At 60.3% G+C, this 19,711-nt stretch carries 24 protein-coding genes; 17 read left to right on the top strand and 7 right to left on the bottom strand.

The window, feature by feature from the left end:
- Window positions 1–118 precede the first annotated feature (118 nt).
- From DX908_RS11050 to DX908_RS11060, 3 genes are all read left to right on the top strand, one after another.
- Window positions 119–2,968, top strand: a complete 2,850-nt coding sequence (locus DX908_RS11050; RefSeq protein WP_116392389.1) for an intermembrane phospholipid transport protein YdbH family protein — start codon at window positions 119–121, stop codon at window positions 2,966–2,968.
- Between the two features lie 81 nt (window positions 2,969–3,049).
- Complete coding sequence (locus tag DX908_RS11055; RefSeq protein ID WP_116392390.1) at window positions 3,050–3,232, top strand: YnbE family lipoprotein; 183 nt, start codon at window positions 3,050–3,052, stop codon at window positions 3,230–3,232.
- A gap of 15 nt (window positions 3,233–3,247) precedes the next feature.
- The gene (locus DX908_RS11060) at window positions 3,248–3,589 is read left to right on the top strand and encodes a YdbL family probable chaperone protein (protein ID WP_116392391.1); all 342 of its coding nucleotides are present in this window, start codon (window positions 3,248–3,250) and stop codon (window positions 3,587–3,589) included.
- Window positions 3,590–3,609: 20 nt separating this feature from the next.
- Here DX908_RS11060 and DX908_RS11065 read toward each other — a convergent pair whose 3' ends face one another.
- From DX908_RS11065 to DX908_RS11080, 4 genes are read right to left on the bottom strand one after another with little or no spacing between them, the layout of a single operon-like run.
- Window positions 3,610–4,119 carry a PH domain-containing protein gene (locus DX908_RS11065; RefSeq protein ID WP_116392392.1) on the bottom strand — a complete coding sequence of 170 codons (510 nt, stop codon included), beginning with the start codon at window positions 4,117–4,119 and terminating at the stop codon, window positions 3,610–3,612.
- Window positions 4,120–4,168: 49 nt separating this feature from the next.
- The gene (locus DX908_RS11070; RefSeq protein ID WP_116392393.1) at window positions 4,169–4,939 is read right to left on the bottom strand and encodes an ABC transporter ATP-binding protein; all 771 of its coding nucleotides are present in this window, start codon (window positions 4,937–4,939) and stop codon (window positions 4,169–4,171) included.
- Complete coding sequence (locus tag DX908_RS11075; RefSeq protein WP_199564688.1) at window positions 4,936–5,931, bottom strand: FecCD family ABC transporter permease; 996 nt, start codon at window positions 5,929–5,931, stop codon at window positions 4,936–4,938. Before DX908_RS11075 ends, DX908_RS11070 begins: the two co-directional genes overlap by 4 nt.
- Complete coding sequence (locus DX908_RS11080) at window positions 5,928–6,737, bottom strand: ABC transporter substrate-binding protein (protein WP_116392394.1); 810 nt, start codon at window positions 6,735–6,737, stop codon at window positions 5,928–5,930. The genes DX908_RS11075 and DX908_RS11080 overlap by 4 nt, the downstream gene beginning before the upstream one ends.
- 168 nt (window positions 6,738–6,905) lie before the next feature.
- On the opposite strand from DX908_RS11080, the gene rplU reads away from it, so the two are divergent.
- The 6 genes from rplU (at window position 6,906) to obgE (ending at window position 10,547) form a co-directional block, all read left to right on the top strand.
- Window positions 6,906–7,553, top strand: coding sequence for a 50S ribosomal protein L21 (gene rplU, locus DX908_RS16720; RefSeq protein ID WP_116392395.1), 648 nt, complete (start codon window positions 6,906–6,908; stop codon window positions 7,551–7,553).
- A 2-nt stretch (window positions 7,554–7,555) separates the two neighbouring features.
- Window positions 7,556–7,822, top strand: a complete 267-nt coding sequence (gene rpmA, locus DX908_RS11090) for a 50S ribosomal protein L27 (RefSeq protein ID WP_116392396.1) — start codon at window positions 7,556–7,558, stop codon at window positions 7,820–7,822.
- Between the two features lie 84 nt (window positions 7,823–7,906).
- Complete coding sequence (locus tag DX908_RS11095; protein ID WP_147303780.1) at window positions 7,907–8,446, top strand: GNAT family N-acetyltransferase; 540 nt, start codon at window positions 7,907–7,909, stop codon at window positions 8,444–8,446.
- Complete coding sequence (locus tag DX908_RS11100) at window positions 8,436–8,963, top strand: GNAT family N-acetyltransferase (protein ID WP_116392398.1); 528 nt, start codon at window positions 8,436–8,438, stop codon at window positions 8,961–8,963. The genes DX908_RS11095 and DX908_RS11100 overlap by 11 nt, the downstream gene beginning before the upstream one ends.
- A gap of 1 nt (window position 8,964) precedes the next feature.
- Window positions 8,965–9,495 carry a GNAT family N-acetyltransferase gene (locus DX908_RS11105; protein WP_116392399.1) on the top strand — a complete coding sequence of 177 codons (531 nt, stop codon included), beginning with the start codon at window positions 8,965–8,967 and terminating at the stop codon, window positions 9,493–9,495.
- The gene (obgE, locus tag DX908_RS11110; RefSeq protein ID WP_116392400.1) at window positions 9,492–10,547 is read left to right on the top strand and encodes a GTPase ObgE; all 1,056 of its coding nucleotides are present in this window, start codon (window positions 9,492–9,494) and stop codon (window positions 10,545–10,547) included. Before DX908_RS11105 ends, obgE begins: the two co-directional genes overlap by 4 nt.
- Before the next feature lie 145 nt (window positions 10,548–10,692).
- Here the strand turns inward: obgE and DX908_RS11115 are convergent, their stop codons facing one another.
- Together DX908_RS11115 and DX908_RS11120 are read right to left on the bottom strand one after the other, a co-directional pair.
- Complete coding sequence (locus tag DX908_RS11115; protein WP_116392401.1) at window positions 10,693–11,187, bottom strand: alpha-isopropylmalate synthase regulatory domain-containing protein; 495 nt, start codon at window positions 11,185–11,187, stop codon at window positions 10,693–10,695.
- Between the two features lie 287 nt (window positions 11,188–11,474).
- Window positions 11,475–12,446, bottom strand: a complete 972-nt coding sequence (locus tag DX908_RS11120) for a complex I NDUFA9 subunit family protein (RefSeq protein ID WP_116392402.1) — start codon at window positions 12,444–12,446, stop codon at window positions 11,475–11,477.
- Between the two features lie 145 nt (window positions 12,447–12,591).
- Between DX908_RS11120 and DX908_RS11125 the strand changes: the two genes are divergently transcribed.
- From DX908_RS11125 to DX908_RS11140, 4 genes are read left to right on the top strand one after another with little or no spacing between them, the layout of a single operon-like run.
- Window positions 12,592–13,776, top strand: a complete 1,185-nt coding sequence (locus DX908_RS11125) for an anthranilate synthase component I family protein (protein ID WP_158548695.1) — start codon at window positions 12,592–12,594, stop codon at window positions 13,774–13,776.
- The gene (locus DX908_RS11130; RefSeq protein ID WP_116392404.1) at window positions 13,773–14,348 is read left to right on the top strand and encodes an anthranilate synthase component II; all 576 of its coding nucleotides are present in this window, start codon (window positions 13,773–13,775) and stop codon (window positions 14,346–14,348) included. The genes DX908_RS11125 and DX908_RS11130 overlap by 4 nt, the downstream gene beginning before the upstream one ends.
- Window positions 14,345–15,196 carry an aminotransferase class IV gene (locus DX908_RS11135; RefSeq protein ID WP_116392405.1) on the top strand — a complete coding sequence of 284 codons (852 nt, stop codon included), beginning with the start codon at window positions 14,345–14,347 and terminating at the stop codon, window positions 15,194–15,196. Before DX908_RS11130 ends, DX908_RS11135 begins: the two co-directional genes overlap by 4 nt.
- The gene (locus DX908_RS11140) at window positions 15,193–16,362 is read left to right on the top strand and encodes an acyl-CoA synthetase family protein (RefSeq protein WP_116392406.1); all 1,170 of its coding nucleotides are present in this window, start codon (window positions 15,193–15,195) and stop codon (window positions 16,360–16,362) included. Before DX908_RS11135 ends, DX908_RS11140 begins: the two co-directional genes overlap by 4 nt.
- Here the strand turns inward: DX908_RS11140 and DX908_RS11145 are convergent.
- Window positions 16,359–16,907, bottom strand: coding sequence for a pilus assembly protein N-terminal domain-containing protein (locus DX908_RS11145; RefSeq protein WP_116392407.1), 549 nt, complete (start codon window positions 16,905–16,907; stop codon window positions 16,359–16,361). The genes DX908_RS11140 and DX908_RS11145 overlap by 4 nt on opposite strands.
- Before the next feature lie 138 nt (window positions 16,908–17,045).
- Between DX908_RS11145 and DX908_RS11150 the strand changes: the two genes are divergently transcribed.
- From DX908_RS11150 to cpaB, 4 genes are all read left to right on the top strand, one after another.
- A complete protein-coding gene (locus DX908_RS11150; RefSeq protein WP_116392408.1) occupies window positions 17,046–17,771 on the top strand; it encodes a Crp/Fnr family transcriptional regulator in 726 nt (241 codons plus the stop codon).
- Between the two features lie 140 nt (window positions 17,772–17,911).
- Window positions 17,912–18,106, top strand: coding sequence for a Flp family type IVb pilin (locus DX908_RS11155; RefSeq protein WP_116393076.1), 195 nt, complete (start codon window positions 17,912–17,914; stop codon window positions 18,104–18,106).
- A 204-nt stretch (window positions 18,107–18,310) separates the two neighbouring features.
- On the top strand, window positions 18,311–18,802 hold the full coding sequence (locus tag DX908_RS11160; protein WP_116392409.1) for an A24 family peptidase: 492 nt from the start codon (window positions 18,311–18,313) through the stop codon (window positions 18,800–18,802).
- Between the two features lie 110 nt (window positions 18,803–18,912).
- Complete coding sequence (gene cpaB, locus DX908_RS11165; protein WP_116392410.1) at window positions 18,913–19,698, top strand: Flp pilus assembly protein CpaB; 786 nt, start codon at window positions 18,913–18,915, stop codon at window positions 19,696–19,698.
- The last annotated feature ends 13 nt before the right edge of the window (window positions 19,699–19,711 follow it).

Raw genomic sequence — 19,711 nt, forward strand, 5'->3', positions numbered from 1 at the left:
GCCGCAGTCGCAACCTTCTTACAACAGATTCCGCACTGCGTCATATTCGCTGGCGCCTGCCCTCGCCTTGGCGGGAACGCCGGGGCATAGTGCACATTATATATGAGGGGCGAGCGGCGTGGCCGCGAAAGGGTTTGATCTGTTGAAATGGTTGTGGCGCATATCGGCCGGACTGGTCCTGCTGCTGATCGTGGCGGCGGGGGCGGCCTATATCTGGCGCCTGCCGCTGGCCGGCTGGATCGCTGAGGGCCAGCTTGAAAAGCTTGGGCTGGAAGATCCGGACGTCACCGTCACGACACTGACCATGAAAAAGGCGGCCTTCACACTGGAGGCGCCGCAGCTCTCGGGCGAAGCCTCGGTCGATTACGAATTTGGCGAGCTTTGGCGCGACCGCCGCGTGCGGGACATCGTCGTGCCGCGGCTCGAAGGCACGCTTGTTCTCACCGAAACGGGCGAGGTGAGTGTCGAGGGGCTGTCACTTCCCCAAGGCGATGGCGAGCCGCAGGAGAAAAGCGGCTATCCCTTCCGTTCCCTGACGGTGGCGGAGGCGAATGTCGCGCTGATGACGCCGGAAGGCGAGGGGCGGCTGACCGCCGCCATCGCGGTGGATCCTGAAGAGGGCGGTGAGATCGTGCTGGAGCTGACCGGCGACCGGCTCGGGGTAGAGACGCTGTCCGCGGAAGCGATCAACCTCTCCGCCAATATCGATCTTACATCTGATGGCCCGGCCACGGGCAAAGCCACTCTGCGAGGCGATGTCCTCACAGCACAGACGATTGCCCGTAATCTCGATCTGCAGCTTGATGGCGCGGCGGGAGACTGGCGACCTTTGCTTGCGGGCAAGCTGCCGGACAGCGGGCGTCTATCGCTCAATATCAGCTCGGCCTCAATCGGCGCGGAGACGACGGCCGTGCTGCAAAGCCTTGCTGATGGCGCACCGCCCTTCCAGACCGAACTCGATCTCGTCACCCTGACGGGCTCTGTTGATGCGATGATCGAAGGCGGTGTGATGACCGCCCGGATCGGCGATGCGCCTATTGAAGCCCGCAGTAGTGAAGGCAGCTTCCTCCGCCTTGAAGGAATAGAGGCAGAGCCCCTCCTTGTACTGAGTGAAGACAGTGCGGATGTTGCCGCACGTCTCTCGACAGAGCTGCCGCAATTTGCGGGCGATGTCGTGCTGCTCGCTAAACAGGAGGGAACTGGCCCATGGGAGTTGGCTCTCGCCGGCCATTTGCCGCGCTGGGAGATTGCTGGGCTGACGCTCAATGCGGATGAGGTGGCCGCACAGGGCAGCTATGATCGCGGTGTCCTGACGTTGGAAACACAGCTTGCCGGCCGATTGCAGCAGGCCCGGCTGGGCGCGCTGACCGTCAGTGATGCGCCGATCCGCGCGCAATTGCCCGTGCGGGCCGATTTCAATACCAGCCTCTTCAGCATTCCGGGAACGGAAGACGCTACAGTCGTTGTTGGTGGCGCAAAGCTGCGCTCCACCAATGGCAGTATGAGGGCGACGTTGGGGCCGACGGAACTGATCCCAGAAGCAGGCCGCCCCTTCCTGTCTGCGGCTTTGGGTGAGGCCAACAGCCTTGAAGGCGGCGTCGGTGTGCGGCTCTCGCGGATTTCGGCGCAAGCCGGAGAAACGCAAATCCGGGCGAGCAGCCTGCGCGGCGCGGCTAGCCTTGATTTCGATAATCAGGAGAATATCACTGCCCTGACCATGTCACTGACTGGCGGGAATGGGCAGATCAATAATACGCTCAGCCTCCAGAATATTGTTGCCGACGGACAGGTCCGGGTGCTCAGCGGGGATGCCGAAGGCGAGCTTACCATCAAGGGTGTGACCATCACCGAAGCGCGGGAGGCTCCGCGCGTTGCGTCCATGAAAGTCAGCGGCCCCGTGAAGCTGAAAAGCGGGCGGGTTGGTTTTAATTTGGCTGTAGCCGGCCCCAACGGCACGCCGCTTGGCACAGTCAAAGGTCAGCACACGCTGGAAACGGGCCGGGGGCATGCTGAATTTGACAGCGGGGAGCTGCGTTTCGTGGCCGGCGGACTGCAACCCTCAAAACTCCTGCCGCCTCTGATCGGGATCATCAGCAAGGCGACGGGAAGCCTGCATGGCTCGGCGGTCGCGGATTGGGGTAATGGCGGACTCAAGACGAGCGCGGTCATCTCTCCCACAAAGCTCAGCTTCTCGGGCCCCGGTATTACGGTCGAGCGGACATCCGAGCTGACGGGTGTGCTGACTTTCTCGAACCTCTTCCCCGTGACGACGGATGGGATGCAGGTCATCGAGGTCGGCTCCATCGATTTCGGCTCGATCGCCCTGCCCAACGGAGAAGTCCGTTTCGAACTGCCGGGTGATGACACGCTGGTCGTTGAGGAAGCGGTCTTCCCGCTTTTTGACGGGCAGATGATCGCCGAAAAGGCCGTGATCGGATTTGATGGTGGCTCGGTGGCAACCTTGCGCGCGGAGGATCTTGATCTCGGCGCGATCCTGTCCTTCCTCAAAGTGAAGGGGCTGACAGGCGCGGGCCGGGTTGAAGGTACACTGCCCATCGTCTTTGACCGCTTTGCCGTCCGTATCGAGAATGGTGTGTTGCGGGCAACCTCACCGGGGGTGATCGAGTTCACCGGTCCGACCGCGGAAGCTGCGGCCCAATCGAACCAGGGCGCGCGCCTTGCCTTTGATGCGCTCGAATTCCTGCGCTTCTCGGAGCTTGAGGCGACGATCAACGGCCGGCTCGACGGCGATCTTGATTTCAAATTCACCTTCAAGGGTGAGAGCGAGGTCGATCTCGATGGAGATGGCGGGGCAGAGAATGTGAATGCGCCTATCATTTTCCGCGCCAATGTCGAAGTGCCGTTGATTTCGCTCATCAATCAGGCGCGGCTGTCGCGCGATACGCGGCTCCAGATCGAGGCGGCGCGAGAACAGCTTGAGAATGAACGCAATGATCCCGAAGAGTAACGGCGTGTCGCGCTTTTTTTTCTGCCGCAATCCTGCCATGTTGGGGCAAGAGATTTGGTGCCCACCAAACGGGAGACCCGCATGACCCGATTTGCCTTTCTGGCCCTTGCGCCGCTGACCATGGCGGCTTGCGCAACCGTGAAGGTTGAGGCCCCCGACAAGCCCATTGAGATCAACCTCAACGTCAAGATCGAACAGGAAGTTCGTGTGAAACTTGATCGTGAGGTCGAGGATCTGATTTCGTCCAACCCGGATATTTTCTGAGCAAGGAGCCGCATCATGACATTGAAAGCGCTCGCCGCCGCCCTCACCCTGACGCTGTTTACCGGCGTCGCCCATTCTGCCCCGCCGATCATCGAGGAGGCGAAAGCCGCCTGTGTCGTCGGTGAACGGATTGATGGCTATCTCGGCATTATCGACGAAAGTGCCGCCAGTGATACGCTTCGCCGCGAAGTGCGGGACATCAATCAAAAGCGGAAAGACGCCTATCAGCAATTGGCCAGCGCCAATGGCGTGCCGGTGGCTGCCGCTGCCAAGGTGACCGCTGAAAAGCTGATCAATGGCGCGCCGTCCGGCCATTGTGTTCAGGACGCGTCCGGCCAGTGGGTGAAGAAACCCTGATCAGACGATCCGTCTGGGAATTAATGATTCTGCGCTATGTGCGCAGGTATGTGGCTACGCAGCCGGTATTGGCGGCGTGAACCCTTTGACGTTGAGCCATGCTCAGTCGGCATCTCGGGGCGGATTATTTCTGCGCGGGCGTCTGACATTTTTTGCCTTATGAGGATCGGGTTCATGACCGGCGGTGAGCAGAGCTCGCCCCGGCCGGAACCCCATAGCCGCAACTGGCCATAGCCGAAGAGCCATCCCCAAAATCCTTGTTCGATCGTCACTTCATCAAGCGAGGTGAGCGGGATTTCATGGGTCTCGCGGGAGAAGAAGCCGACCTTGTAGATGATCTTGCGGTCGGTCAGGCCGAACTCTGTTGTATGCAACCAGATCTGCATTCGGACGAAAATGACGATGCCAATAATGAGGATGCCGAGAAAGATCAGCGCCAGCCAGGAGATGACATGATAGGGCCAGGCGATATCCGCCTCATGCAGGATATTCTCGCCCTCGGCTTGGCTTTTCTGGATATATGTCGGCATGATTGTTTGACCTCGATGGGGTAAACGGATGGCCTGCCGCAAGGTTCCCTCAGGTTCGCCGCCAGGGGATGAGCCAACGCTGGCCGTCGCTCTCACCCGTCAGCGGTGTGATGCCGTAAGCTGTTTGCAGGGTGTCTTCGCACAACACCTCTGCGGGCGGACCGTCCGCAATGATCCGCCCCCGATGCATTACGATGACTTGATCGAGATAGCGTGAGGCAAGGTTAAGATCATGCAGGACGACAAGGATGCCCTTGCCGCTTTTGGCCTCGGCGGAAAGAAGGTCTATGACCTCAAGCTGGCGGGCCGGGTCGAGCGCGGCGGTTGGCTCATCTGCGAAAAGGTAAGGCGTGCGGGCGGCGAGCGCCCGGCCCAGCAGGACCAATGCCCGCTCCCCGCCTGACAGGGACGTCGCGGCGCGTTCGGCAATCGCAGAGAGCCCCAGCCTGCCGATCGTATCCTCGACAATGGCGCGGTCTTCTGCAGACGGACGGCCGAACCGACCTTGAAAGGGAAAGCGACCAAGCCCGACAACATCCCTGACCGTCAGGGACCAGTCGACTTGCTGGCCTTGTGGCAAATAAGCGAGGCGATGGGCTAACTGGCGTGGGGTAAGGCTTGCCGTCGTAATGTCGTCAAGGCGGACCTCGCCTTTTGCATCAGGGAGAAGCCCTGCTATCGCGCGCATCAGGGTCGATTTACCGGCTCCATTCGCGCCGATCAGGCCGGTGAGGTTGCCGGGCTCAACGGTGAGAGAGGCGTCCTCGACGATATGGCATTCACCAAGCGGGACGCTCAGCTTTCGGACAATCAGGCTCATGAGGCGCTGCTCCTCGTCTTAAGGACCAGCCAGAGGAAGAAAGGCGCGCCGATCAGTGCGGTCACAACGCCGAGCTTCAATTCCGTGCCGGGTGTGATCAGCCGCACGAGGATGTCCGCGAGTAAAAGGAGAAGCGCCCCGCCCAGCGCACTGACAGGCAGGAGGCGCGAAGGCCGGTGCCCGACGAGCGGGCGGAGAAGGTGCGGGACGATCAGGCCGATAAAGCCGATGACACCGCTGACGGCGGTCGCGGCGCCGACGCAGAGGGCCGTGCCGCTAATGATCAGGATACGGGTACGGCGTAAGTCCGCGCCCATGCTCTGCGCAGTTTCCTCGCCGAGGGTGAGGGCATCAAGTGCAGGCGCGGCAAGGAGCAGCATGACCCACCCGGCGACAATGAAGGGTGCGGCGAGCGTCACATGAACCATGCTGCGATCCGTCAGGGAGCCGAGCATCCAGGTGACGATCTCATAGGCGGCAAAGGGATTGGGGGAGAGATTGAGAGCAAGCGCGGTCAGCGCGCCAGTCAGGCTGGTGAGCGCTACGCCCGCAAGGATCAGTGTCAGGATCGATTGTCGGCCCGCAAGAACATGCAGGAGCAAGGCGGCGAGCAGCGCGCCGATGATCGCCAGCAGTGGCAGGGCCAGCGCGAAGGCTGCTGACAGGCCGAAATAGAGTGCGATCACGGCGCCGAGGCTGGCGGCGCCCGAGACACCGATAATGCCAGGCTCGGCCAGCGGGTTGCGCAAAAGCCCTTGAAGCGCCGCGCCAGAGAGCCCGAGCGAGCCGCCGATCAGGACCGCAAGCAGCATCCTAGGCAGGCGGATCTCCCGCATGATCAGGATCGCCGTGTCCGCTTCCCCGCCGGTCAGCTTGCCGAAAAGGCTCCCCAGCCCAGCGGCCGCAGGCCCAATCATCAGGGAGGCGAAGGTAGCAATCAGAATGCAGATGAAAAGACCGCCGCAGAGCAGCGTATAGGGAAGAGGCTTCACGGTGCGGCCTCTATCAGAAGCTCGACCGCTTCGACCGTCTTCGGTGTGCCGCAGGCGGTCAAATAGCCGGGGATCTTCACTTCCCTTGCTTGCGTCAGAAGATTCCCCAGCGCAGGGTGTTTAAGAGCTTCGCTGGCGAGGGCCGGGGCATCGGCGCGGGCATCTCCCAGATCAATGACATCGGGCTGCACGGTCAGGAGGGTCTCAAGATTGACCCGGCGGCTGCCGAAAAATCCCAGCTCATCTCCCAATGTTCTGTATCCTGCGCGCGCCGCAATGTCGGAGGTCAGCGTGCCGCTGCCGGTGCTCCAGCCATTCGCGTCATAGGTTGCAAAAAGGGGGCTCTCATCATTCGGGGCCTCCGGAGGTGTGGCAAGCCGGGCTTCCATCCGGGCGATGATCTCTTCTGCCTTTTCTTCCTCGCTGATGGCGGCGCCGAGCGTCCGAAGGTTTGTGGCAATATCCTCAATGGAATTGGCCGGGGTGAAGTCCACCACCTGATAGCCGAGCCGGGTGAGGATAGAGACCGTCTCGCGCGTCGAGAATGTCCCGGCGAGGACAAGGTCAGGCTCAAGCCCGATCACTTCCTCGGCGCTGCCCCGCACCGTGCGCAGGCCTTTGGCCTCTGCCGCATAGGCGGCCATTCTGGGATCGACCGCCCAATAGCTGACACCGGCGATCCGCTCGCGGTCCGCCAATTCGATTAGCAGCTGGTCGGTGCAGAGATTGAGCGAGACGATGCGCTGCGGCGGGGATGCCTCGACTGAAGGGGCCAGAAAAATGTAGAGGATCGCAAGCCAGCTCATCCTTGCGGGCTAGACGGTCTCTTGCGCCGGGGAAAGTGGCCTCAACCGCCGATTCCGCTTGACCTCTCCTGGTTTTCCCCCTAGCTGCCCGCTTCTTGAAACCGGGGCACCAAGATCCCGGGGTGAAAAAGGCATGGCCGGCACACCGGCGAAGCGAAAGGCAAAGATATGTACGCAGTCGTGAAGACTGGCGGGAAGCAGTTCCGCGTTTCCGCAGATGATGTCATCAAAGTCGAGAAGCTGGTGGGCGACGCCGGCGATATCGTCACCCTCGAAGACGTGCTGATGGTGGGCGGCAATGGCTCGACCGAAATCGGTGCGCCGAAGGTCGATGGCGCCTCTGTTTCTGCAGAAATCCTCGAGCAGGGCCGCGACAAGAAGATCACCGTCTTCAAAAAGCGCCGCCGCCAGAACTATCGCCGCAAAAAAGGCCATCGCCAGCCGATGACCGTGCTGAAAGTCCGCGAAATCCTGACGGGTGGCGCGAAATCGAGCGCGAAGGCTGCGGCCAAACCGGCTGCGAAAAAAGAGGCCCCCAAGGCCGAAGCCAAAGAAGCCCCGAAGGCCGATATCGTCGATGATGTCGCGCTGATCGGCGGCGTTGGCCCGAAATTGAAAGAAAAACTTGAGACTGTCGGGATTACGTCTCTTGCGCCGCTGGCGGAGATGTCCGACGAGACCAAGGCAAAACTCGAGGAAATCGGCTGCGCAGGCCGCGCTGAATCCGATGAGTGGCAGGAACAGGCTAAAGAATTGCTGGCTGGCAAACCGCCACGGGCGAAAGTTGACCAGGCAGCCGCGAAGAAGGACGACTAAGCATGGCACATAAAAAAGCAGGCGGCTCGTCACGTAACGGCCGCGACTCCGCGGGTCGGCGCCTTGGCGTCAAGAAATATGGCGGCGAGCTCGTCATTCCCGGCAACATCATCGTGCGTCAGCGCGGCACCAAGTTCTTCGCTGGCGACAATGTCGGCATGGGCAAGGACCACACGCTGTTCGCCAAGGTCGAAGGTCACGTGACCTTCCGCACCACCAAGGAAGACCGCAAAGTCGTTTCGGTCGCCCCGGCTGAGGCTGCGGAGTAAGACAGGGTTCTCGCAAAGACCTGACCTTGAATTGAGGAGGGGCCTTCGCGGGCCCCTTTTTCTTTGGAGGTCGAAAAGACGGACATGCCTCACTCATTACGGACCGAAAGGCTGCTCTTGCGCCCCGCGATATTGCGGGACGCGAAGGGATTGTCTGCGGCTTTGGGGCATGAGGTTCTCACTCGGCAAACAGGGACACTCCCCTTCCCGCTGACCGAAGATAAGATGCGCGAAAAACTGCGCGGCATGATCGCTCGGCAAGGCGAGTCTGAATTCGGGTTCGTGATGATGTTCTGTAGTGAGATGATCGGACATTTGGGACTTGGCCGCAGATCATCAGGAGATTGGGACGTCGCTTACGCCATCACCCCGGCATTCTGGGGGCGGGGGCTGGGCACGGAGGCTGTTCAGGCAGTCTGCCGGTTTGGCTTTCAGGTTCTCAATCTTCGTGCCATTCAGGCAGATGTCTTTCACGACAATGCGGCCTCGATGCGTATTCTGAATAAGTGTGGCTTCAGACAGAGCTCGGGACGGGCAGAGGCACACTGCCTGACACGCGGGATGAACGTGCCTGTTGTAAATTTCGAATTGGTTCGGGAAGGTTTCTTGAAAGATGCCGCATAGCCTCCGTACACAAAGGCTGCTCCTGCGCCCCGCGACGTTGCGGGATGCGAAGGGGCTTGCGCGGGCGTTCAATGATTTCGACCTGACGCGCGCGACCAAGACCTGGCCGTACCCTGTCACCGAAGAACATGCGCGCTTCCGCATCCGCCACTGGCAAAAGGTTCAGGGCAAGGACGAGTTTGGCTTTCTCGCTTTTTTTGAGGGGCGGGTCGTCGGCTCGCTCGGTTTCTCCCATCGGTCGGGGGATGTCTGGTCGCTTGGCTATGGCATCGCGCGCGAATGCTGGGGGCAGGGCATGATGAGCGAAGCGGTCGGCGCGTTCTGCGCCTTCGGGTTCAAGACGCTGCGCTTCGGCACGATCGAAGCGGATGTCTTCAAGGATAATGCGGGCTCGATCAAAGTTCTGGAGAAAACCGGCTTTGAGATGATCGGTGATATCGGTCCGGGCTGGTCAACCACATTGCAGGGCAATTTCCCCCGTTGGGGATACAGGCTCACCCGCGAAAGGCTGAACTGACATGCCGCACAGTATACGAACGGAAAGGTTGCTCATCCGTCCTGTCACCCTGCGGGATGCGAAAGAGTACTGGCTGACCCATAACCATCCCGATTTTGCCCGCATGACAGGCAGTTGGGCCTATCCTTTCACGCAAGGCGAAGTCTGCCGCCGGATTCGCGAGGCGATGCTGGCGGGCGAAGGCGAGAAGCGGTGGCTGGCATTCATCGAAGGCACGCGGCTGGCTGGAACTGGTGTGCTTTTTGACTGGCAGCCGGGCTCGGTCGAGATTGGCTATGATGTCAGCCGGGGATGTGAAGGCCGGGGGCTTGCCAGCGAAGGCGCGCGCGCCCTTTGCCAACTTGCCTTCGGGCAGTATCGCGTCGGGGTGATCCGTGCACGGGTCAGTGTCGATAATCCCGCTTCGGCCCGTATTCTGTGCAAGCTGGGATTTGAGCAGATCGGCCCCGCCGAAATGGGGTGGTCGGCGCATTACGGCAGGCACACGCCGCTCTATCATTACCGCCTCATCCGTGAGAGGTTCCGGCCATGAAATTTCTTGATCGCGCAAAAATTTATATCCAGTCAGGTGGCGGCGGAAATGGCTGTTTGTCATTCCGGCGGGAGAAATATGTCGAATTTGGCGGTCCCGATGGAGGGGATGGCGGCGATGGCGGGCATGTCTTCGCCGAGGCTGTCGATAACCTCAATACACTGATCGATTACCGCTATCAGCAGCATTTCAAGGCTGAGCGCGGCCATAATGGCTCGGGCCGCAACCGGACCGGCGCGGATGGCGCGGACATCACGATCCCTGTGCCGACCGGCACCGTGATCTATGAGGAAGACGAAGAGACGGTGATTGCCGATCTCGATGTCTCCGGAAAACGTGTGCTGCTCGCCAAGGGCGGTAATGGCGGCTGGGGCAATGCACGCTTCAAATCCTCGACGAACCAGGCGCCCCGCAAAGCCAATCCCGGCCAGTTACCGGAAGAACGCACGATCTGGCTCAAGCTCAAGCTGATTGCCGATATCGGGCTTCTCGGCCTGCCCAATGCAGGCAAGTCGACATTCCTTGCGGCTGTTTCGGCGGCAAAGCCGAAGATCGCCGATTATCCGTTCACGACGCTTCATCCCCAGCTTGGGGTGGTCCGGGTCGGCCTAGGCCGCAGCTTCACGCTGGCAGATATTCCGGGCCTGATCGAAGGCGCGCATGAGGGCGCGGGGATCGGTGACCGTTTCCTTGGCCATGTCGAACGCTGCGCCGCGCTTCTGCACCTCGTCGATGGCACGCAAAGTGATGTTGCAGGCGCCTATACGACGATCCGGCATGAGCTGGAGATGTATTCGGAAGATCTTGCCGCGCGGCCCGAAATCGTTGCGCTCAACAAGATCGATGCCATTGATGATGAGGAAATGGCCGAGAAGCAGTCCGCCCTCGAGATAGTTGCGGGCAAAGTGCACCTTCTTTCCGGCGTCACCGGGCAGGGCGTTCAGCCGCTCCTCCATCAATTGATGGATCTGACGGCCAAACGCCGCGGCGAAGAGATCAGTGAGGCGGCGGCGTCCGAGCTCCCTGAAGAAGATGATGGCTGGACGCCGTAATCGCTCAATCTACGGAATAAAGCCCCCGGAGTCGGGCTTTATGCCAAACGGAGTATTGGGCGAGACGATGAGAGCGGGCAGGGGGCTGAGGGGCATGCTCCCACCGTCTCGCCGGAAGTGAAGGCCCGGAGTGAGCCTTCACTCATCACGCAGCGAGCTGTGAGGCGGCCCGCCGCGATTTCCTCCATCCGTAATCGGTATATCCCTTGGCGTCGGTAATGGCCTCGGCCTGCTGCTCGGCCTCATGCGCATTCACGATGCGAAGCGCCGCGATCATGAAGGCGTCATGCTCGCTGGTCGCCCAGCCGAAACCGGCGCTGCCGCGGCTCTGCTCATCGACGAGCACGATATGGGACTGCGCCCGTGCGCCGAATTCATTGCGCGTCGCATAGATCTTCGCGCAGCGCAGCGTGTAGCGGCGCCCGGTGATCTTGCTCAGCGCATTGATCAGCGCGTGAAGCGGCGTCTGGCCTTCGCCCTTGGCGCGGGCGGTCATGCCGTCCCGGTCTTTGAGCGAGACGAGCGAGGTCGACACCCCGTCCATGCCGTGCACGTGGAAGAAGTCGAGCTGGTAGCGCCAGTCCATACTGGCAGGCTCTAATCCTGGATCTTCGTCGGGTCTCTCATCATTGGGCGGCATCTTCAGGGTTCTCCATAACAAAAAACCCCGTCTCGGCTGAGGCGGGGTCGATCTTCACTCCGGGTATTGGAAAGTGCTCTAGATCAACCTCGCCTTGTGACCAAAAATCGTCTGAATAAGGCGTACGACGACGGCGGCGCAGGAAAGCGCAAGCCATTTCATCGAGGACGCCATTTTGGTCATTGGGTCGAGTTTCTCCTAAGCCTCGACAGAAAACGCCAAAAATGGCGCTGCCGTCAACAGGAAATTTTCTCCGCTCTTAAGGAGGGGAGCTGAAGAGAGGCTCGTTAGACCGTTTCCGGGCTGAACTGTCCGGCCTTGCGGTAGCGGTAGAGATAGGTCGGCAGGATCGCTTCCATGGTTTCCGGGCGGATACCGAAATCCTCGATCGTGCCGTCCGCATCGCCCGCTTCGCCAACGACATTGTCGTATTTCAGCAGTTTGACCTGATCAGGCGTGATGGGCGCATCAAAGAAAGGCGTCCAGCCAGAGGGCCGCGCGAGCTGGGCCATCAGGCCCGCCATGCCAAAGGGCAGGGGCGCAAGGATCCGTTTGCGGCCGATGGTCTTCAGCATAAGCTGCATCAGCTCCTTGAAGCTCATGACTTCCGGGCCGCCAAGCTCATAGGTTTTGCCTTTATACTGATCATCTGAAAGCGCGATGGCGACCGCATCGGCGACATCATCGACATAGACCGGCTGAAAGCGGGTCTTGCCGCCACCGATCAGCGGCAGGGCTGGCGCAAGCTGTGCCATAGAGGAAAAGCGGTTGAAGAATTCATCCTGCGGACCAAAAATGATCGAAGGGCGGAGGATCACGGCGTTTGGCGCATATTCGCGGAAGGCTTCCTCGCCTTCGGCTTTCGAGCGGGCATAATCGCTTTCGCTGTTCGCATTCGCGCCGATAGCGGAGATATGCACGATGCGGGTGATTCCGGCCTTGGTCGCCATCTCGGCGACATTACGGGCGCCGGCGGCGTGAACAGCGTCGAATTTGTTGCGGCCCTGATTGGCAAGGATGCCGGTCAGGTTGACGACGGCGCTCGCGCCATCAAGGGCAGCTGAGATCGAGGGCCGGTAGCGGACATTGGCCTGCACGATGTCGACCTGGCCCAGCTTGCCCAGCGGGCGAAGGTAATTGGCATTCGCCGGACGGCGTACCGCGGCGCGGACGCGCCAGCCCCGGCTTGCCAGCTCCCGCACCACATGCCGGCCCACAAACCCTGAGGCGCCAAAGACGGTGACGATATTCGCAGGCATGGGAGGTCCTTTCCCGGTCGGGCACAGAAAACGTTTCACGGGGAGATAGACAAAGCCGAGCGACTTGGGTAGGGGGCAGATGCGCGCGGGGTTTCATGGCTTTTCCTTGCGCGGCAGGCCTTCAATGTGCAGACGCTCATCTCCCATGCCCACCCTCACTTTTCATGACGCCGCTCTTCATGGCGGGGCGCTGTTCGGCCCCGGCTTTACAGGTGCGGGCTGGGCCGCAGGCCAAGCGCTCACGGGCACGCTGACTGTGCCGTTCAGTGAGGTCGGGCCGAGCCTTTTCGAGGATATCGCTGCATTTTGCGCGGAAATCCCCGAAGGCGGGGCGGTTGGCGGCTATATTGGGTATGAGGCGGCGGCTAGCCTGATGCCGGAGCTGGGACTGCCCGAAGGCCCTGACGGCCTGCCGGTCGTGCATCTTGTCCGCTATGGGCAGATGAGGCCGTTCGAGCCTGCGCCCGATGCGGCGGCAGCGGATGTGCCGGACCTCACTTCACTGACATCGCCTGATGCGCAGGATTTTGTGCCCAAAGTGCAGGCGGTCATCGACGAAGTGCTGCGCGGGGAGATCTTTCAGGCAAATATCTCGAGGCGTTTGTCGGCGACACTTCCGGCATCTGAGGGTCTTGGTGCCCGGTTTTTCTCGCGGATGATGGCGCGGGGGGCGGCGCCCTATGCAGCCTATCTTCCCTGTCCGGGTGGCGCGGTGCTCAGCAATTCGCCCGAGCTGTTCCTTGAAATCAGTGATGGCCATATCGCTGCCGAGCCGGTCAAGGGGACAGCCCCGCGATCTGGCGATCCGATTACGGATAAATCTCATGCGGATGCTCTGCTCGCCAGTGAAAAGGACCGGGCAGAGAATATCATGATCGCGGATCTCTTGCGCAACGACCTAGCCAAGGTCTGCCGCGATCATTCGATCACTGAGCCTGCGATCTGCGCGTTGCGCAGCCTGCCGGCAGTGCATCATCTTTACTCGCGGATCGAGGGAGAGCTGCGTGAGGGATGCGGATCGATTGCGGCGCTGGCGGCGGCTTTCCCTTGCGGCTCTGTGACCGGCGCGCCCAAGCATCGCGCGATGCAGGTCATCTCTCGCCTCGAAGGTGAAGGGCGCGGGCCTTATTGCGGGACGGTGCTTTTCATGCCGCATCAGGGAGCCAATGTTTTCTCTGTCGCAATCCGGACGGCGGCTTTGGCATTTGCGGGAGAGACCGCCCGGCTGGATTATCGCACCGGCGGCGGCATTACGGCGCTTTCCGATCCGCAGGCGGAATATCTGGAAACACAGGCCAAGGCCTACGGTTTTGAGGCGATGGTGCGATGATCCTGCTGATCGATCATTTCGACAGTTTCGTGGAGACGCTCGCCCGCTATGCCCGCGAGTCAGGCGCTGCCACCCATGTACTGCGCGTTGATGATCTCGTGGCCGCTGATGTCGCGGTAGAGGCGCCGCAGGGCATCATCCTGTCGCCAGGGCCGGGGCAGCCTTCCGATACGCCTGAAACGATGGCGCTGTTCGAGCTGTTGCCGGAGACGCCGATCCTCGGGGTCTGTCTTGGGCATCAGGCCCTCTGTCAGGCTTATGGCGGGGCGACCGTACCGGCGCCGCACCCGATGCATGGCCGCGCCAGCCAGATCCATCATGAGGGCGGCGGGCTTTTTGCCGATATCCCGAGCCCGTTTCCGGCCGGGAAATACCACTCTTTGCTTGGCACACTGCCCGAAGACGGCCCGCTCGACGCGCTGGCATGGGATGAGGAGGGCACGCTGATGGCGGCCCGGCACCGGACGCAGCCGCATTTTGGTGTGCAGTTTCACCCCGAAAGTCTTCTCACGCCCGCGGGGCGCATTATCATGCGGAACTTTCTGTCCCTGACGGACAAGGAGACTGCATGATCTGGTGTGATGGCGAATTGCTGCCGGACGAGGCGCCGCTGGTCCGGGCACAGGACCGGGGGCTGCTGCTTGGCGACGGGCTGTTTGAGACACTCAAAGTCTCAAAGGGACGGGCGCTGTTCCTGACAAAGCACCTCGCGCGGCTGCAGGTCTCCGGCCAGTCGCTCGGTTTCCAGATCAACCGGCACATGCTTCGCAATGGCGTGCATGAGCTGCTCGAGGCCGAGGGCGCAAAAGATGGCTCCATGCGGATCACGGTGACGAGAGGTCCCGCGCCGCGAGGGCTCTCCCCGGTCCCCGTCTCGGAACAGACGCCGGTCGTGTTTATCGCGTTTTTTGCAGGCGCCGCGCCCGCCGCCTTGCCCGATGTGCCGGACCGGCTGATCGCCGCGCCCTTTGTGCGTTCCTCTGGTGCGGTGAGTTCCCGCTACAAAACCCTTTCCTATACGGATAATCTGGCGGCCATGGCTTTTGCCAAGGATGAGCAGGCCGCCGATGTTCTCTTCTTCAATGAACGCGGAGAAGTGACCAGCACGACGATGGCGAATATTTTCGTCCGGACCGGGATCGGTTACATGACGCCGCCTTTGTCCGCGGGCATCCTGCCCGGCATCACGCGCGACGTGCTGCTCGAGGAAGCAGCAGAAGCGGGCATCACTATGGAGGTCCGCCCGTTAAAGCCTGAAGATCTTCGCGACCGGCTACTCTTCCGGACCAATTCGCTCCTCGGTGTGCGGCCTGCCTGGTTTGACGACCGGACATCGAGCCTGCGTCCGGCGATTGACGAAGATGATGGCCTGCTCGCCAGCCTTTATCGCCTCGCAGAACGGCGCGAGGAAGGGATATGAAGAATTTCGAGTTCCGCCCCGGCCAGCTGGTCAGGATCGTCGCGGCCCTGACGGCCGATGAGCTGTCGCGCCGTTTCGGGCGCTATACAGAGACGCTGACCCTGTCGAAATGGGGGGAGGAGACAGCCCTCGGTACTGGCGGCGTAGCGGCAACGGCAGAGCAGATTGAGGCCTGCGGCGCGCGCATGGCTCAGTTTTTCGGCCATGAAGCCGAAGAGCTTGGCGTCACCGCAAAGGATACGTTCGGTTCAATCGCGGAACGGCTTGCCGGGCTGATACGGGATGAACTGACAGATTTCCGCTTCCATCCGGCAACGCCTGCCGGTTTTGTCGATACCCGTCACAATGCGGATGATATTTTCCAGGACGCAGGGGCTGTCGCGAGCCTGATGCAGGGCCGCCGCCGGGTCGTCTCGCTCGTCTCTCCGCATTCGCTGATGGGGCTTGTCTCCACCGTCATGGCGCCAAACCTACTTGGCTTTGAGGTCATCGATGCGCGTCATCTGGGGCCGGATGAACTCTCCTCGACGGTCAGCTTTGGCGATATTGTGATCGCGACGCCGACGCTGTGGCGCTATCTTGCCGATACGCTGCCCGGCCTTGCCAACAATGTCATGGGGATGACCTTCGGTGAGCGTTTCGGGCCGGACCTTGCCGCGCGTCTTCGCTCGCGCGGGATCGGCGCGATGCGCGAGCTCTACGGATCAACCGAAAGCGGGGTCATCGGCTGGCGCGACAGCCCACCCGATCCATTCGTCCTTTTCGGGCACTGGACCCGGGAAGGGGACAAGGTCATCCGTAAGCGGTCAAATGGGCTCAGCCATGCCATGCTGCCGATGGATAATCTTGAGTGGCAGGAAAAGAATACGTTCGAACTGGGCGGGCGCCGGGATGGTGCGGTCCAGATCGGGGCAATCAACGTCTTTCCTAATGCGATTGCGGCAATCATCGAGGAGCATGAGGATGTCGTCTCCTGCAGTGTGCGTGTCTCGCAGCGGCCGGGCGCACTCGACCGGTTGATCGCGGATATCACGCTGAAAGAGGGCTCAACCTCTGACCAGGGTATGGCCTGGTCGATCGACGAGATCTGCCGCAAAAGATTACGGCCGCCGGAGCGGCCGCGGATCTATTCTTTCTTCATCGAAAAGCAGGGCGGCCCCGCTTAACTGCCGGGCTGGCCTTCTTCAGTGCCTTCAGCTTCTGGCGATTGTGTATCCATAAACGGATCGGTCGGCTGAGTCGGTACGCCAATTGATGTGTTGGCAGCATTGCGAGCCGCTGCGAGGCGGTTGGCTGCCTGCGCATCAATCGTCCCCAGAGCAAGCCGAGAGTCGTTCGAGCCATCGCCGACAGCCGGCACCTGCTCACAGACATTCGTGCAGGCAAAGCTGTAGCGCATGTCACCCGCCTGAAGGGTCAGCCGGTTCGCTGTCGGGTTACGGACAGCAACCGTCAGTGTCTCAATCTTTTCGCCTTCAGGGGAGAAGAGCGACACATTGGTTGAGCCCGGCGTAATGCCGAACAGAATGATTTCGGTCGAAGATTTGACGGTCACATCAGCAACGGAAGGGTTGCCGACAATGATGCTGCCAATGGCGCGATCAGTTTGATGCAGCCGGGCGTGATCGATGGTGACCCACATTTCACCAGCCTCAGCAGACGCAAATAGCGCTGCGAGAGAGAAAAAGACGGAAGCGGACGTTTTCATCATGGTTCCTCGGCAAAAAGGCCTAGGTCCGCAATAGATCACCTAATCATCAACAAGGCTTTAAGTCTGTTGCGCAGGATTTTTACTGAAAGACAAGGCCTCGGAGGTAGTAAGGGTTAAGACGTTAAGGAATGCGCCCTCATGGCTTCTGAAGAGCTTAAGAGAATCATCAAAGAAGGTGCAGCCAAAGAGCAAGCGAGCGGATCAGAGCTTTCCTGCTTACGTCCCTTCGAACTTCTTGACGCGGACTGTCTTGCGGGCCTCGTACTGGCCGAAGAAAAGGTCAGCTATGAGGCAGGCGACACTGTTGTCGTTACCGGACAATTCGACGGCACACTCCTTTATGGATTGATTTCTGGCACGGCGCGGATCGTCCGCCCGGCGGTGAAAGCCGGTGATTTTGATGTCCAGGAAGCCAATGAGGGCGACGTTGTCGGCCTCGCCGAATTGCTGGCATCAGGCGAGACTAGCCCGAGCGGCATCGGCATCACTGCGCTGACCGATCTTGAGATCCTACTCTTTGATGGGGATCTGCTGCTTGAGGCGTGCAAGGCCGACAGGAAAGTCGCCGATGGCCTGTTGCGATATGCCGCCCAGCAATGGCTGGCTGCGAGCCGCCCGGCGGATACCGAAGCGCATCGGGACTTGCGGATTTATCGTCACCTTATCTCCCTTGCAGAGCGTAATGGCGAGAAAAGCGTCATTCGGGAGATGCCCCGCCACTCACAGCTCGCCGAGCAATGTGGCGTGACGGACCGGGATGCAGCGGCGGCTGTTGCGCTCTTGATCGATAAGGGGATTGTCCGCCGCGATTATCCCTCTTTGGTCATTGAAGACATGGCCGCCCTCAGAGCATCTGCTTACTGAGCGCTTTTATATAATCCGTTTACGATTTATTTACGATAGGCGTTCCTGCGTTGCCCGTTTTGTTTACTCCCAGCGTGTAGGACGGGTTTTGTCTGGAAAGTGCAAGACCAGATACAGTGGTTGGAACTAGGAGTATGATCATGACCAATCTCATTCAGCGCTTCATCAAAGATGAAGACGGCGCCACCGCGATTGAATACGGCCTTATCGCTGCACTCATCGCTGTTGCCATCATCACCGCCGTTGGCACGCTTGGCGACCAGCTCGCCGAAGCCTTTGGCGACGTGAACAAAGGCCTCAAAGACGAAGGCTTCGAAGGCGCGTCCTCCGACTAAGTCTAAAAGCGGGCGCGAAAGCGCCCGCCTTCAAGACCAGGGTTCAGCTTCGCTGCGTATCCGTCATGCGTAATTTGGCGGGTCTCCCGGCGGACAAGATCCTAATGAGCCGGCCTCCCAAACGGGAGGCCGGTTTCATTTTGGGCGGAAACCCCGGGTCAATCTTTATGGGTCATAAGGGGGCGGGCAAAAGGATTAACTGACATGTCTTCGCTTGTCTTTCTGATTTTCCCGGCGCTGATGATCGTCGCGGCCATCTGTGATGTGAGGAGTTTCCTCATCCCCAACCGGGTGACGGCAGCCATTGCGGCGGCCTGGCCATTCGCGGTTCTGCTGGCTGGCATGGGCATGATGGACGCAATGTGGTCCGTCCTTTTGGCGGGCGGTGTACTGTTTTTTTGTTTTGGCCTTTTCGCTTTTGGCTGGCTTGGCGGCGGAGATGCCAAATTGCTGGCGGTTACAACGCTCTGGATTGGCCCTGCCGTCCTGCCGGCATTCCTCTTCGTCACCGTCATGGCTGGCGCTGGCCTTGCGATTGTTCTGTTGACTTTCCGGCGTTTTCCTTTGCCAGTCATGGCCTCAACGGTCGGATGGGTCAGCCAGCTTCACGAACGTAAACGCGATATTCCGTATGGCGTCGCGATTGCGGCAGGCGCGATCTACACTTGGCCGGCAACGGCCTTTTTCCCGTTTTGAAGAACTCTTGAGCCGATTGGTGCGTTTCGGGACACGTTATTAACATTGTTTTGAAGGTTCCCGTCCACTGTGCCCACCGGAAGAGAGTTTACCTTTAAAGGTAAGAGCACATGAATGTCTCGCGCATACTGATTTTGGTCGTTGCAGTTATCGCCGGTGGGGGCGCCTTTTTCCTGGCGATGTCAGGGGAGGAAGAGCCCGTAGTGCCGATCATGCAGACAGCTACAAAGCCTGACATTGCGCTGACGAAAGTCCTCTTTGCGGAAGTCGATGTCCCGCAAGGTATGCCGATCACTGAAGACCAGATGACGTGGGTCAGCTGGCCGTCAAAAGACGTACCCGAATTCTATATCACCGAGGATCATCAGGAATATCTCGAAGCGCTGCCTGAAATGCGCGCACGCCAGCTTATCCGTGCCGGTGAGCCGATTTATCCTCTGAACACGGTTGCTTACGGTGATCGCGGCTTGATGGCGGCGATTATGACGCCGGGTATGCGCGCCGTGACGGCACGCTTGCCGGTTGAGAATGTCTCAGGCGGTTTCGTGCTGCCGGGTGATCGCGTCGATGTTTATGCGACAAGCGAGAATGCCAACAATTATGACTCGTCCGGCCAGAACAATCAGCAGCTCGCGAATAGCCGCATCGTTCTGTCGAATGTCCGGGTGCTGGCGATTGACCAGATCTTTGAGCAGGACGGTGAGATGAATGCCATTACGGGCAAGACTGTCACGCTCGAAGTGACCCCATCTCAGGTGCGACCGTTTCTTCAGGCGCGCAGCAGTGAATCCTTAACCCTCATTCTGCGAAGCGTTTTCGAGGATGACCAAAAGGGGACCGACATTGATCAGGCATCGCCAGATCAGGTTGTCGTGATCCGCTACGGGCAGGGGTGATTATGATCCGGCT

This window comes from Parvularcula marina (genome assembly GCF_003399445.1).
Taxonomy (GTDB): Bacteria; Pseudomonadota; Alphaproteobacteria; order Caulobacterales; family Parvularculaceae; genus Parvularcula; species Parvularcula marina.